General features: G+C 53.1%; 14 protein-coding genes. 6 read left to right on the top strand and 8 right to left on the bottom strand.

What is annotated here, in order from left to right; genetic code table 11:
- Positions 1-118: 118 nt before the first annotated feature.
- The gene (acrD, locus tag N7268_RS16260) at positions 119-3,232 is read left to right on the top strand and encodes a multidrug efflux RND transporter permease AcrD (RefSeq protein WP_260863704.1); all 3,114 of its coding nucleotides are present in this window, start codon (positions 119-121) and stop codon (positions 3,230-3,232) included.
- A 121-nt stretch (positions 3,233-3,353) separates the two neighbouring features.
- Here the strand turns inward: acrD and ypfM are convergent, their stop codons facing one another.
- On the bottom strand, positions 3,354-3,413 hold the full coding sequence (ypfM, locus tag N7268_RS16255; RefSeq protein ID WP_001386977.1) for a protein YpfM: 60 nt from the start codon (positions 3,411-3,413) through the stop codon (positions 3,354-3,356).
- Positions 3,414-3,802: 389 nt separating this feature from the next.
- Between ypfM and N7268_RS16250 the strand changes: the two genes are divergently transcribed.
- The 3 genes from N7268_RS16250 to N7268_RS16240 are packed head-to-tail and all read left to right on the top strand — an operon-like array spanning position 3,803 to position 5,518.
- Complete coding sequence (locus N7268_RS16250; protein ID WP_260863703.1) at positions 3,803-4,159, top strand: ArsC family reductase; 357 nt, start codon at positions 3,803-3,805, stop codon at positions 4,157-4,159.
- 3 nt (positions 4,160-4,162) lie between these two features.
- Positions 4,163-5,290 (top strand): succinyl-diaminopimelate desuccinylase, encoded by a 1,128-nt coding sequence (gene dapE / locus N7268_RS16245; protein ID WP_260863702.1) that lies wholly within the window; start codon positions 4,163-4,165, stop codon positions 5,288-5,290.
- 27 nt (positions 5,291-5,317) lie between these two features.
- Complete coding sequence (locus N7268_RS16240; RefSeq protein WP_003835080.1) at positions 5,318-5,518, top strand: YpfN family protein; 201 nt, start codon at positions 5,318-5,320, stop codon at positions 5,516-5,518.
- 61 nt (positions 5,519-5,579) lie between these two features.
- Here N7268_RS16240 and ypfH read toward each other — a convergent pair whose 3' ends face one another.
- The 6 genes from ypfH to dapA all read right to left on the bottom strand — a co-directional run bounded on the left by ypfH (position 5,580) and on the right by dapA (position 12,134).
- A complete protein-coding gene (ypfH, locus tag N7268_RS16235; protein WP_260863701.1) occupies positions 5,580-6,278 on the bottom strand; it encodes an esterase in 699 nt (232 codons plus the stop codon).
- A gap of 73 nt (positions 6,279-6,351) precedes the next feature.
- Positions 6,352-8,367, bottom strand: coding sequence for a tRNA(Met) cytidine acetyltransferase TmcA (locus tag N7268_RS16230; RefSeq protein WP_260863700.1), 2,016 nt, complete (start codon positions 8,365-8,367; stop codon positions 6,352-6,354).
- Between the two features lie 15 nt (positions 8,368-8,382).
- Positions 8,383-9,249 carry a neutral zinc metallopeptidase gene (locus N7268_RS16225; RefSeq protein ID WP_260863699.1) on the bottom strand — a complete coding sequence of 289 codons (867 nt, stop codon included), beginning with the start codon at positions 9,247-9,249 and terminating at the stop codon, positions 8,383-8,385.
- 131 nt (positions 9,250-9,380) lie between these two features.
- Complete coding sequence (gene purC / locus N7268_RS16220; RefSeq protein ID WP_003835086.1) at positions 9,381-10,094, bottom strand: phosphoribosylaminoimidazolesuccinocarboxamide synthase; 714 nt, start codon at positions 10,092-10,094, stop codon at positions 9,381-9,383.
- Between the two features lie 110 nt (positions 10,095-10,204).
- Positions 10,205-11,239: an outer membrane protein assembly factor BamC gene (bamC, locus tag N7268_RS16215; RefSeq protein ID WP_260863698.1), complete on the bottom strand. Its 1,035-nt coding sequence runs from the start codon at positions 11,237-11,239 to the stop codon at positions 10,205-10,207.
- Between the two features lie 16 nt (positions 11,240-11,255).
- Positions 11,256-12,134: a 4-hydroxy-tetrahydrodipicolinate synthase gene (gene dapA, locus N7268_RS16210; RefSeq protein WP_260863697.1), complete on the bottom strand. Its 879-nt coding sequence runs from the start codon at positions 12,132-12,134 to the stop codon at positions 11,256-11,258.
- 144 nt (positions 12,135-12,278) lie between these two features.
- Between dapA and N7268_RS16205 the strand changes: the two genes are divergently transcribed.
- Positions 12,279-12,851 carry a glycine cleavage system transcriptional repressor gene (locus N7268_RS16205; RefSeq protein WP_198903368.1) on the top strand — a complete coding sequence of 191 codons (573 nt, stop codon included), beginning with the start codon at positions 12,279-12,281 and terminating at the stop codon, positions 12,849-12,851.
- The gene (gene bcp / locus N7268_RS16200) at positions 12,851-13,321 is read left to right on the top strand and encodes a thioredoxin-dependent thiol peroxidase (RefSeq protein ID WP_198903367.1); all 471 of its coding nucleotides are present in this window, start codon (positions 12,851-12,853) and stop codon (positions 13,319-13,321) included. The genes N7268_RS16205 and bcp overlap by 1 nt, the downstream gene beginning before the upstream one ends.
- Before the next feature lie 38 nt (positions 13,322-13,359).
- Here the strand turns inward: bcp and N7268_RS16195 are convergent, their stop codons facing one another.
- Positions 13,360-14,424, bottom strand: a complete 1,065-nt coding sequence (locus N7268_RS16195) for an AI-2E family transporter (RefSeq protein ID WP_198903366.1) — start codon at positions 14,422-14,424, stop codon at positions 13,360-13,362.
- Between the last annotated feature and the right edge of the window lie 33 nt (positions 14,425-14,457).

Below are 14,457 nucleotides of genomic sequence, written 5' to 3'. Positions count from 1 at the left end.
AACGGGCATGATAATTTACATTATCTTCTTTTTTTCTCCACGTTTGGCTCGTACCTTGCCGCTACAGTGAAGCAAGTCATACCTAATATTAAATGCAGAACCACGAGGTCCCCTTTTAATGGCGAATTTTTTTATCGATCGCCCCATTTTTGCCTGGGTGTTAGCAATCCTGCTGTGTCTGACAGGAACCCTGGCTATTTTTTCGCTGCCCGTTGAGCAATATCCTGATCTGGCGCCGCCAAATGTGCGAGTGACCGCCAACTATCCTGGCGCATCAGCACAAACGCTGGAAAATACCGTAACCCAGGTCATCGAGCAGAACATGACCGGGCTCGATAATCTGATGTACATGTCATCGCAAAGCAGCGGCACGGGCCAGGCGACGGTGACGCTCAGTTTCATCGCCGGGACCGATCCAGATGAAGCCGTACAGCAGGTGCAAAATCAGCTGCAATCGGCGATGCGTAAACTCCCGCAGGCCGTACAGGATCAAGGGGTAACCGTTCGTAAGACCGGGGATACCAATATTCTGACCATCGCGTTTGTCTCCACCGATGGTTCCATGGACAAGCAGGACATCGCGGACTACGTCGCAAGTAATATTCAGGACCCCCTCAGCCGTATTAACGGCGTCGGGGATATTGACGCTTACGGCTCGCAATACTCCATGCGTATCTGGCTTGATCCCGCAAAACTTAACAGCGTCCAGATGACGGCCAAAGATGTGACCGACGCGATTGAGTCACAGAATGCGCAGATCGCCGTCGGACAACTTGGCGGTACACCGTCAGTGGATAAGCAGGCGCTGAACGCAACCATCAATGCGCAGTCGCTGCTGCAAACACCGGATGAATTCCGCGCAATTACGCTACGCGTCAATCAGGATGGCTCTGAGGTCAAACTGGGTGATGTGGCAACGGTTGAAATGGGCGCAGAAAAGTACGACTACCTCAGCCGGTTTAACGGTAATCCCGCTTCCGGCCTTGGCGTGAAGCTGGCTTCTGGCGCCAATGAGATGGCGACGGCGAATCTGGTTCTCAATCGCCTGAATGAGCTGTCTCAGTATTTCCCGCATGGTCTGGAATACAAGGTGGCATATGAAACCACCTCCTTCGTAAAAGCGTCGATTATCGACGTAGTAAAAACGTTGCTGGAAGCCATCGCGCTGGTATTCCTGGTCATGTATCTGTTCCTGCAAAACTTCCGCGCGACGCTGATTCCCACGATTGCCGTCCCCGTGGTCCTGATGGGCACCTTCTCTGTGCTCTACGCCTTTGGTTACAGTGTGAACACATTGACGATGTTCGCGATGGTACTGGCAATCGGTCTGCTGGTCGATGACGCCATTGTGGTGGTGGAAAACGTCGAGCGCATCATGAGCGAGGAAGGCCTCTCGCCGCGTGAAGCGACGCGAAAATCCATGGGACAAATTCAGGGCGCGCTGGTCGGTATCGCCATGGTGCTGTCAGCCGTGTTTGTGCCGATGGCTTTCTTCGGCGGCACAACCGGGGCTATCTATCGACAGTTTTCGATTACGATTGTTGCCGCCATGGTGCTCTCCGTGCTGGTGGCGATGATCCTGACTCCTGCCCTGTGCGCCACGCTGCTCAAACCGCTGCATAAAGGTGAGCACCACGGACAAACCGGGTTCTTCGGCTGGTTTAACCGCGTGTTCAACCGCAATGCCGAACGCTATGAAAAAGGCGTTGCCAGGATTTTGCACCGCAGCCTGCGCTGGATCCTGATCTACGTCCTGCTGCTCGGCGGGATGGTGTTCCTGTTCCTGCGACTGCCAACCTCTTTTCTGCCGCTGGAAGACCGCGGTATGTTTACCACGTCGATACAGCTGCCCAGCGGCTCGACGCAGCAACAGACGTTAAAAGTGGTGGAAGAAGTGGAGAAGTATTACTTCACCCACGAGAAAGACAACATTATGTCGGTCTTTTCCACGGTCGGTTCCGGCCCTGGCGGGAACGGACAAAACGTGGCGCGTATGTTTGTCCGCTTAAAAGACTGGGATGAACGTGGCACCACCACGGGGACCTCTTTTGCCATTATCGAACGCGCTACCAAAGCCTTTAGCAAGATTAAAGAGGCGCGCGTTTTTGCCAGTAGCCCTCCCGCGATTAGCGGTCTTGGTAGCTCCGCAGGTTTTGACATGGAACTGCAGGATCACGCCGGAGCAGGTCATGATGCGTTAATGGCCGCACGGGACACGTTAATTGAACTCGCCGGTAAAGACAGTTCGCTGACCCGCGTACGCCATAACGGCCTGGATGACAGCCCGCAGCTACAAATTGATATCGACCAGCGTAAAGCCCAGGCGCTGGGTGTTTCTATTGATGACATCAACGACACGCTACAGACCGCCTGGGGCTCCAGTTACGTTAATGACTTTATGGATCGGGGTCGCGTGAAGAAGGTCTACGTACAGGCGGCGGCTAAATATCGCATGCTCCCTGACGACATCAACCTCTGGTACGTACGCAATAATAGCGGCGGCATGGTGCCTTTCTCGGCATTTGCGACCTCCCGCTGGGAGACCGGTTCACCACGCCTTGAACGCTATAATGGCTACTCTGCCGTTGAGATCGTCGGCGAAGCCGCGCCCGGCGTCAGTACCGGTACGGCAATGGATGTGATGGAATCCCTGGTGCATCAGTTACCGGCCGGATTTGGCCTCGAATGGACAGCGATGTCTTATCAGGAACGCCTGTCTGGCGCTCAGGCCCCTGCCCTGTATGCGATCTCACTGCTGGTGGTGTTCCTGTGTCTGGCCGCGTTGTATGAAAGCTGGTCGGTTCCGTTCTCCGTGATGCTGGTTGTACCGCTCGGGGTGATTGGCGCGCTGCTGGCCACATGGGTACGCGGTCTGGAAAACGACGTTTATTTCCAGGTCGGATTATTAACCGTTATCGGGCTTTCCGCGAAAAACGCAATATTGATTGTGGAATTCGCCAATGAGATGAATGAAAAAGGACACGATCTGCTTGATGCCACGCTGCATGCGTGTCGCCAGCGCTTACGTCCGATTTTAATGACTTCACTGGCGTTTATCTTTGGGGTGCTGCCAATGACAATTAGCAGCGGCGCGGGCTCCGGTGGTCAGCACGCAGTCGGGACCGGCGTAATGGGTGGGATGATATCGGCCACCATTCTGGCGATCTACTTCGTGCCGCTGTTCTTTGTGCTGGTGCGCAGACGCTTCCCATTGAAGCCTAAGCCGGAATAATACGACCCACCTCTCTGAAGCCTGATGCGGTGTTCGCGCATTTCATCAGGCACAAAAAAGGCGACTTACGTTGAGTCGCCTTTTTGTTATCCTTTTCAGGATCAGGATTTCATCCAGAAATTTATTTACGAAGCATCACTTCGATAAAGTCTTTCCAGTTCCCCAGTTCACGTTCAATCATAACAACCTCTCTTATTATTATGGGTATTCTACGTAATCATTCTTAGTAAAAGAAGATAATTTAACCGATGGTTGTGATTACACTCTCCCGTGTTTGGGGTTCATGTCATCACTATGCGCTATACCCATAAATTTTATGTGACCTGCTGCAATATTTTGAAATATTCATACATCATCTACTACTTTGCCAATTCTGATGGAAAAACAGCCTGATGCAAGCAGGGAAATTCTGAAATGACGTTCACAAGAGAGTTTTGGAACTTTCAGGAATCATTATTCACGCTTCCTCAACAATGTTATATTTTTCTATAACGAATGAATGACAAAATGTATTATCAGGCATCAGCCAGACTTAGAATAAATATTCAAATTACGTCAATAAGGATTCAAATGATTACCCTCTATGGTATTAAAAACTGCGATACGATTAAAAAAGCCAGACGCTGGCTGGAAGAGCATAGTATCGATTACCGTTTTCATGACTATCGTGTCGATGGTCTGGACAACGCGCTATTACAGTCCTTTATCGACGAGTTAGGCTGGGAGCCGTTGCTCAATACCCGTGGAACCACATGGCGTAAACTGGATGAAGCAACGCGTAATCAAATCACCCATGCCGACGCAGCCGCCTCGCTGATGATTGAAATGCCTGCAATTATCAAACGCCCATTGCTCTGCGCGCCGGGTAAGCCTATGCTGCTGGGTTTCAGTGAATCCAGTTATATGCAGTTTTTTAATGAGGTGTAGTCTATGTCGTGCCCGGTTATTGAGCTGACACAGCAGCTTATTCGCCGTCCTTCCCTGAGCCCGGATGATGCCGGGTGCCAGGCGTTAATGATTGAACGCCTGCGCGCGGTAGGTTTTACCGTTGAGCGTATGGATTTTGGTGACACACAGAATTTTTGGGCATGGCGCGGACAAGGTGAGACCCTGGCATTTGCGGGTCACACTGACGTGGTGCCTGCTGGCGATGTTGATCGTTGGATCAACCCTCCGTTTGAACCGACCATCCGCGATGGCATGTTGTTTGGACGTGGCGCTGCCGATATGAAGGGGTCACTGGCAGCGATGGTCGTGGCTGCAGAGCGTTTTGTCGCTCAGCATCCCAATCACCGGGGCCGTCTGGCATTTTTGATAACCTCAGACGAAGAAGCCAGCGCAAAAAATGGCACCGTTAAGGTTGTCGAAGCGCTGATGGCACGTAATGAGCGACTGGATTATTGCCTGGTCGGCGAACCCTCCAGCACCGAGATCGTCGGTGACGTGGTAAAAAACGGACGTCGTGGCTCTCTGACCTGTAACCTGACTATTCACGGCGTACAAGGTCACGTGGCGTATCCGCATCTGGCCGACAACCCGGTTCACCGTGCAGCGCCAATGCTGAATGAACTGGTCGCGATTGAGTGGGATCAGGGCAATGAGTTTTTCCCTGCAACCAGCATGCAGATCGCTAATATTCAGGCGGGTACCGGCAGCAACAACGTCATCCCAGGCGAACTGTTTATCCAGTTCAACTTCCGCTTCAGCACCGAGCTGAATGATGAAATGATCAAATCCCGGGTGCTGGAACTGCTGGATAAACACCAATTGCGTTACACCGTAGACTGGTGGCTTTCCGGTCAGCCGTTCCTGACCGGACGCGGTAAACTGGTTGATGCCGTGGTGAACGCTATTGAGCACTATAATGAAATTAAACCGCAGTTACTGACCACAGGCGGGACGTCCGACGGGCGCTTTATTGCCCGCATGGGGGCGCAGGTGGTAGAACTTGGGCCGGTCAATGCCACCATTCATAAAATAAATGAATGCGTTAATGCCGCCGACCTGCAGCTGCTTGCCCGTATGTATCAACGTATCATGGAACAACTCGTCGCCTGATGAGTGTTCCTGCTAGAGGAAATCTGCATGGACTGGCTGGCAAAATATTGGTGGATTTTAGTGCTGGTGTTTCTGGTAGGCGTACTGCTGAATGTGATTAAAGATCTCAAGCGCGTCGATCACAAGAAATTTCTCGCGAATAAACCGGAGCTCCCACCACATCGTGACTTCAACGATAAATGGGATGACGACGACGATTGGCCGAACAAAGATCAGCCGAAGAAATAAGCGATAACCCACAGGCCGGATAAGGTGCCGCGTAGCAGCGCGCCCTTATCCGGCCTGCGTATCAAATCATCTCAATCACATCGTCATCGTTAGGTTTACCCCCGCTCAGCGCTTCATCGAAGTAGTGCTTCGGTACGGTAAAACGCAGGTGATCGAGTGCAAACTGCATGCTGCGATCGTCAATGGCATGTCCCAGGTTTTCGACAATATCCAGCGTCACGTCACCTCCCGCGCGAATTAACGCCTCCTGAGCGGCAACGGCGTGAGATAATTCAATCACCCGATCTTCGCCTCCGTGAATCAAATGAACCGTCGTGGCCGTGGTTGCGACTTCCGGCAAGCTGGCGTAACGGCCATTAAACGCAATGACGCGCGATGCCAGCCCCGGCTCGGCTTTGATACTCTCAAGCGACATAATTGCCCCCTGAGAAAAACCAATCAGCGCGGTCGCCTGAGGCGTAACGCCGCTCTGCTTTTGCCAGTAGCGAACGGTTTCGATAAACACCGGCATGATGGCATCTACACGCGCTTGACGATTCTCTTCTGTCACGCCCTGCACGGAGAACCATTGGCGACCGGAAGTCCCACCATAAGATTCAGCGCCGCCAATGCTGACGATCAGCGCGTCCGGGAACAGGGGGGCGAACCAGGAGCCGATTTCACCCATGGCAACAGGATTATCGCCTACGCCATGAAACAGCAGCAGCAACTGTTGAGCGGGTTTATCGGGACTTTGAACAACAAAATGGTCATGTTTCATGGCGATCTCCTTAACTGATGAGAGTGATTTTACGCCGCTTAATCGCAATGACCATGCCAGGAAATTGAAGAAGTTAGTGAAAAAATTGCCATTGCATAATGCGATTATGTAGCTGTTGGCCACGCTCCTCATCCAGCTGTAATAACGCCTGTGCCGCCTCTGCGCGCTGAGCCAGCAGCAGCGCTTTACGACCGGATAACTTCAGTCGCTCGCACAGATTTGCATCACTGCTTTTCTCATGTAAGCGCCCACGCAGCGCAGGGAGCGGGAGATGACTGTGACTGAGCAGACGGTTCAAACACCCTAATGATGTCAGTAAGGGTCGATGCGCAAAGGCAAACCCCGCCAGCTCATTCCAGTCATCATCATTAAGCGTAGTCTCTTTCAACGGGACGACCGGAAGGGTCTCGCCGTTCCACTGCGCCAGCACCTCAGCGTCACGACGCAGGCGCAGATGCTCTCGTTCGGTAAGGTGCTGCCCCGCCTTGCTGACGGGGAGTAATGCCATCGCGGTATAGCAACCGCTGCTGGCTTCCCGATGGTTGCCCATCCGCACTAACACAAAACCGCAGCGCTGCCAGAAACGCCAGAGTTCAGCCGTGTAACCAAAACTAACGGAAAGATAGTCACACTGTGAGGAATACGCCTGCGCTTGCACAATCAACTGCTGTCCAATGCCTTCCCGCTGGCGAGCGGGATGCACGGCAATACGGCTTACCCTTCGCCCGATAAGCGTTGCCGCCAGCGGGTCTCCCCCATGTGCAGCCAGCGACTGTGCCACGAGGTTTCCCCGAGGGCGGCGATACCCGGCCCAGACTGACTGGCTTAATTCCGCGGATAATCCCCCTTCATCCACCAGCCAGACAGCGCCAGCCACCGCATCAGCGGCCGATGCCTGAAGAAAATGCTGACCTGGCGCGTCCATCATTCGGCGAAGATCCAGCGGTGAAGTACGGTAATGCGCCCCGGATAACAACTGATATACCGCCAGCGGCAGCGTCGGGTTGTTATGCCAGGCATTGGCTTCGAATGCGCAGAAACGGATCTCGCCCAGGGGCGCATGCGTGAAGGTTTCATCATCCAACACCAGCGCATCGCTGACGATTTTCTCCAGCGGGCACCCCTGCGCCCACCGGACAGGCTGCTGTAACTCATAACGACGAAGCGCGGGAAAACGGGCGCAGAATTTCAACAAAAACCCTCGCCCGGTTCCCTCGTAGCCCTGGACGGTGGTGGTCAGCAGCGTGCGGGGAAAACGCGAGACCAGTTGATGCAATAGCGGTGCCGGTATCGCGGCGGCCTCATCCACGATGAGCCAGTCAGCGGTTTCGTTGCTGGCTAACAGTGCATCCGGCGCCATAAAGCGGTAACGTTCTGCGGCAAATTGCGCCAGCACATCGGTCGCCGCTTTCGCCGGCGCCGTCACAATGGCAGTGCCTTTGAGGCGAGAAATTAACTGCCCTGCTAATGCTGATTTACCCCGACCACGCGCCGCAGTCACCGTTGCTACTCCAGGCGGCATCGCCAGCAGATGCTGTAAAATCACCGCCTGTTCAGGCTGAGGCTCGCCGTTTGCGGCTTGCCAGTGAGTGCGCTCAGGAAAGTGCGGGCAGGAAAATGGCTGGTGCTGCTGCCAGTGCAGGGCTTGCCCGTCACGGGTAACGACACGTTTGATGTGTTCAACAAAATGTGGTGTCGGGATCGGTTGAACGCAGTCGCTCCAGCGCACTGAATCCACGTCAGGATGGGTTTTCCAGTGCTGCCAGGGCGGTGTCAGCAATACCAGCCAGCTCCCGGCGCGCAGCGTACCGCTTAATGCGGCAAACGCGGCGGCGTCGAATCCCTGGCTGGCATCAAAGACGGCATGACGAAACTCGCGCCCCAGTAACGTTTGCAGCGCCTGGGGTGTACAAGCGGGCGTAGAGGGAGTGTCAGTGCCCACCCACAGCCAGTCTCCGGGCAAGGTATCGCGTAGCGCTAACGCCTGCGTCTGACACCAGATGCTCTCGCCACTGATAATCAGTAAACGGCGGATCCCTTCCCGGGCCATTTGTTCCGTTAGTGCATACAGCGCTGTGTTGTCCGACATCCCTGCCTCAATGATTTAAATGCCTTTGCCAAAGGTATTACATTGTCCCGGATCGCCGCTATCAAAACCGCGTTTAAACCAGCTGTAACGCTGCTCAGAGGTTCCGTGCGTAAAGCTATCAGGCACGACGCGCCCTTGCCCCTGCTGTTGCAGACGGTCATCGCCAATGGCCTGGGCGGCGTTCAGCGCCTCTTCCAGATCGCCTGACTCCAGCACGCCCTGCTGTTGCATGTTATGACCCCAGACACCGGCAAAGCAGTCGGCTTGCAGTTCCATGCGTACGGAAAGACGGTTCACTTCGGTTTGTGACGCATTCTGCTGCATCTGACGGACTTTCGGTTCAATTCCCAGCAGTTTCTGGACGTGATGACCCACTTCATGGGCAATAACATACCCCTGAGCAAAATCACCATCAGCGCCCAGTTTAGTTTTCATGTCGTCATAGAATGAAAGGTCGATATACACCGTGCCATCTGCCGGGCAGTAAAACGGTCCCATCACGGACTGACCTGCACCACAGCCGGTACGCGTAGCACCGCGGTACATAACCAGTTTGGGTTGCTGATAAGTACGGCCCATTTTTTCAAACTGCTGCCCCCAGGTATCTTCCGTCGTCGCCAGAATCACTGAGGTGAATTTTGCCGCTTCATCATCATTGGGGCTAATGGAGTGCGTTGATTGCTGTTGCGACACGGGTTGACCGGTCATAAGCCCGGTGAGATCCACGCCATAGTAACCCGCCACCAGCACCACAATCAGCAGAATGATGCCGCCTTTACCACTGGGCAAACGAAAGCCCGGCCCGCCCATAGAAGGGCCACCACCAGAGCTATTACGTCTGTCTTCTACATTGTCACTTTCACGACGCCCTTGCCAGCGCATAATCACCTCAACTTTTTATTCATTATGATGATGATCGTAGGCGCTTCGGAACAGGATTACCATAAGAAACAGTAATCAAAATGCGGGGAAATTGATGAGCCGGAGAGCGATCGCCGGCTCAATAGGCGAGATTAGTCTAACTTCACACCCAGGCGATGTGCGACAGCTTCATAGGCTTCGATCAGGCCGCCCAGACTCTGGCGGAAGCGATCTTTATCCATTTTATCCAGGGTTTCTTTATCCCACAGACGGCTACCATCCGGTGAAAACTCGTCGCCCAGTACGACTTCACCTTTATACAAACCAAACTCCAGCTTGAAATCGACCAGAATCAGGCCTGCGTCATCGAACATCTTTTTCAGCACGTCGTTGGCTTTGTAGGTCAGCTCTTTCATACGTGCCAGATTCTCTTTGCTCACCCAACCAAAAGTTTCACAATAAGAATCGTTAATCATTGGATCGTGCATAGCATCGTTTTTCAGGAACAGATCAAACAGCGGTGGATTCAGTTCAATACCTTCTTCAACACCTAAACGCTTCACCAGAGAACCTGCCGCGCGGTTACGCACCACGCACTCAACCGGTACCATCTCCAGTTTTTTCACCAGACATTCGGTATCAGAAAGCAGTCGCTCCATCTGGGTCGGAATGCCCGCTTCTTGCAGTTTGGTCATAATGAAATGGTTGAATTTGTTGTTCACCATGCCTTTACGGTCAAACTGTTCAATGCGCGCGCCATCCCCTGCTGACGTATCATTGCGGAATTCGAGCACCAACAGGTCCGGGTTTTCCGTACTGTATACGGTCTTCGCTTTACCACGATACAACTCAGCTTGCTTTTGCATCTTTATTACTCCTGGGTGTGAATTAACGATAAAAATTGCGTTTTTCTGCCGACGCACACGTTTGCGTATCATATCAGAAAAAAAGGCTGGAGTTATCCAGCCTTTTATTTTTACTTACTGAACGCGGCCTGGAAGACAGCGACCAGCGCGTCGTTTTGGCTTTGCGTCAGGGTATGCCCCTTCGGATCGATAAACTGCATACTGCTGCGGTTGTCTAAATCACCGACCTGCAGTTTGTAGTCACCGGAGACCAGACCCGGATCGGATGCGCCCAGTTCCTGCCAGCCGCTATCAGAAAGCGGTTTGTAGGTTACGGCCAGGCTGCCCTGAGAACGGGTGCTGTCGGTCACTTTCATGCCCACTTTCTCAAGGGCTGCCGGCAGACGCTGCCACACCACGTTAAACGGCCCACGAACCACCAGCATCGGTAAACCGGTGTCATCAGCGGCGCTCTGAACATCCATCGTTGCGGTAGAACGGTTCTGCGCAGCATTCGCCGCGTCGGTGGCGTTCTTATCCAGACCGGCAGAGATAACGTTCATCATCTCAGCGCTATAACGCTGCATTGACGCCGCATCGGCTACTGGCTTACCGGCTTGTTCGAGGTTAATCAATTTCACCGTCACCGCCTGCTGATAGCCCTGCGGTTTTACCGAGACTTGATAACGACCACGGTACTGTTCGTCTTCATCCAGACGGTTCCAGTCAACCCAATCCGTTGTCAGCGTCTGGCTGGCATCATCACGTTTTGCGATGGTGTAGTTTTTAGACTGAATAACACTCACGACCTGAGGCCACAGCGTATTGCTACGTCCATTTTCTACCAGTAACGTCGCCGTATCCCCCGCGATCTGGGTACGTGCGCCGCTGACCAACGCTAACGGCTGAGCCGGTGGGCGAATATCCAGCGCTTTACCGACGGCACCGCTGCCATTCGTCACCGGGATAGTATAATCACCCGTGGTAACCGGCAGAATCATCCCAGCTGGCGCGTGAAGCTCAGCAAGCGGTGCAGCCTCCAGATAGGATTCATCACCGCTCACCTGGCGCTTATAGCGCGAGTCAGAACTACAGGCCGCGAGCAACATAACAAGCGAAACACCCGCAACCTTGGCCAGGCGCGACTTTTGTACTGAGTAAGCCATCAAATCTCCCTAAACTTTACAGCAAACCGGCATGCTTAAGCGCCGCTTTAACGATTTCACGGGCATTGTCCGTGATAGGCGTCATCGGCAGACGCAGCGTATCGGTCGCCACAAGTCCCAACTCCTTACATGCCCATTTCACCGGGATAGGATTGGGTTCGACAAATAGTTTGTTGTGTAACGGCATCAGACGCTGATTAATCACCCGCGCCTCGGCAAAGTGCCCTTGTGCCGCCAGTTTGCACATTTCAGCCATATCGCGTGCCGCGACGTTAGACGTAACGGAAATCACGCCATGACCACCGAGCTGCATAAAGTCCAGTCCCGTCGCGTCATCACCGCTGAGCAGAATAAAATCGTCTGAAACCAACTCTTTGATCTGGTGAACACGACTTAAGTTCCCTGTGGCCTCTTTGATAGCGACAATATTTTTAATTTTCGCCAGACGACCAACGGTTTCCGGCAGCATATCGCAGCCAGTACGGGACGGCACATTATACAGAATTTGCGGCAGGTCAGTATGTTCAGCGATGGCTTTGAAATGCTGGAACAGGCCTTCCTGAGTTGGGCGGTTGTAGTAAGGCGTCACCGTCAGGCAGCCGACAACACCGCTGTCGTTGAAACGCTGCGTCAGACTAATGGCTTCTGCGGTCGCATTGGCGCCGGTTCCGGCAATGACCGGAATACGCCCGTCGGCCAGCTCCAGCGTCATCAGCACCACATCGCCATGTTCCTCATGGCTCAACGTGGCGGATTCACCGGTGGTGCCAACCGAAACGATCGCCGAGGTACCGTTGGCGACATGATAATCAATCAGTTTTTTCAGGCTCGACCGGCAGACTTTACCTTTCTCATCCATCGGCGTGATAAGCGCGACAATACTTCCCGTGAACATGGGCCATCCTCTGTGCGAACAAGTGTCTCAATGGTACGTTTGGTACGACAATAAAAGCAAGCGACCAGAGCCCTTCTGATTGTTGTATGCATGTTTTTTTTATGCTTTCCTTATGATTACCTCACTCTCATAGGAAGAACAGGTTTGACACCGTCATCGCAACACTATCTGGTCATTACTGCGCTGGGTGCCGATCGCCCGGGAATTGTGAACACCATCACCCGTCATGTCAGCAGTTGCGGCTGTAATATCGAAGACAGCCGACTGGCCATGCTGGGTGACGAGTTTACGTTTATCATGCTGTTGTCCGGTACCTGGAATGCCATCACCCTGATTGAATCAACCTTGCCGTTGAAAGGCGCAGAGCTGGATTTATTGATTGTGATGAAACGTACGACCGCTCGCCCTCGTCCGGCGATGCCCGCCACGGTGTGGGTTCAGGTCGATGTCCCCGACTCTCCTCATTTGATTGAACGCTTTACCGCGCTTTTTGACAGCCACCAAATGAATATTGCAGAACTGGTTTCTCGCACCCAACCGGCTGAAAACGGAAAGTCTGCGCAACTGTTCATTCAAATTACGGCACATAGCCCTGCGTCACATGATTCGGCAAAAATTGAGGATGCCTTCAAAGCACTCTGTACAGAACTCAATGCGCAAGGCAGTATTAACGTCGTCAATTACTCACAGCATGATGAACAGGATGGAGTTAAGTAATGAACCCACTGAAAGCCGGTGATCTCGCACCGAAATTTAGCTTGCCGGATCAAGACGGAGAGCAAGTAAATTTAACCGACTTCCAGGGACAGCGTGTTCTGGTTTATTTCTACCCGAAAGCCATGACGCCCGGCTGTACCGTACAGGCCTGCGGCTTACGCGATAACATGGATCAGTTAAAAAAAGCGGGTGTTGAAGTGCTGGGGATCAGCACGGATAAACCGGAGAAGCTTTCCCGATTTGCAGAGAAAGAAGTCCTTAACTTCACGCTCTTGTCCGATGAAGATCACCAGGTTTGTGAGCAGTTCGGCGTGTGGGGTGAAAAGTCATTTATGGGCAAAACCTACGATGGCATCCATCGCATCAGCTTCCTGATTGATGCTGAAGGCAAAATTGAACATGTGTTTGATGACTTCAAAACCAGCAATCATCACGATGTTGTCCTGAACTGGCTGAAAGAAAACGCCTGATCATGATGAAAAAAGCCGACTTCCGTCGGCTTTTTCTATTAGGGTTCGTCAACGATTTGACCATCCGGCCAGGCATGCACGACCGCTTTGATTAACGTCGCCAGCGGAATAGCAAAGAATACGCCCCAAAATCCCCACAGACCGCCGAAAATCACCACCGACAGAATAATCACCAGCGGATGCAAGTTCACGGCTTCGGAGAAGAGCACGGGAACCAGCAGGTTGCCATCCAGCGCCTGGATTATCAGGTACACGGCGAAACAGCTCCAGAACTCTGTCCCGAGACCAAACTGAAACAACGCCACGCCAACCACCGGAATCGTCACCACAAAGGCACCGATATAGGGGATCAGAACGGAGAAGCCCACCAGGACCGCCAGCAGCAGGGAATAGTTAAGGCCAAACAACAGGAAGCCAAGCCAGGTCGCTACGCCCACCACCACCATTTCCAGCACTTTACCGCGGATATAGTTGGTGATTTGCTGGTTCATCTCCTTCCAGACTTGCCCCGCGAGCCCGCGATTACGCGGCAATACCCGGCGCACGGCGTTCAGCATCTGACTTTTATCTTTTATCAGAAAGAACACCATCAATGGGACGAGAACCAGATACACCGCCAGCGTCAGTAATCCTACCAGCGAAGCCAAAGAGTATTTCACCACCGAATCGCCCATGGAGAGCATCCGGGAGCGCATATTCTCTGCCATCGCATCAATGATGCCGGCATCCATTAGCGCCGGATAACGTCGTGGCAGCGTGGCGGCAAAGTCAGAGAGTTTATTGAGCATTCCGGGCATATCGCGGATCAGATAAATCCCCTGCTGCCATGCAACAGGCATCACCACAAACGCCATCAACATCAAAATACCGACAAACACCACCAGCACAATCGAGGTCGCCCAGCGTCGGGAACAGCCAATATTTTCCAGACGCGCCGTAGGCCACTCCAGCAGGTAGGCCAGGACAATAGCGACCAGCAGCGGCGCCAGCAGTCCGCTAAAGAAGAAAAGGATACCAAAGCCAGCAACCAGAATAATCAGTAAGGCAATAGCCTCTGGGTCGCTAAAGCGGCGGCGGTACCATTGCATCAACATTTCGAGCATAAAACCCTTCCATGAACCTCAATAGCGGGATTG

Source organism: Citrobacter sp. Marseille-Q6884 (assembly GCF_945906775.1).
In the GTDB taxonomy this organism is placed as follows: domain Bacteria; phylum Pseudomonadota; class Gammaproteobacteria; order Enterobacterales; family Enterobacteriaceae; genus Citrobacter.
The sequence above is the reverse complement of the archived record's forward strand: the minus strand, read 5'-3'. Positions and strand labels throughout refer to the sequence as shown.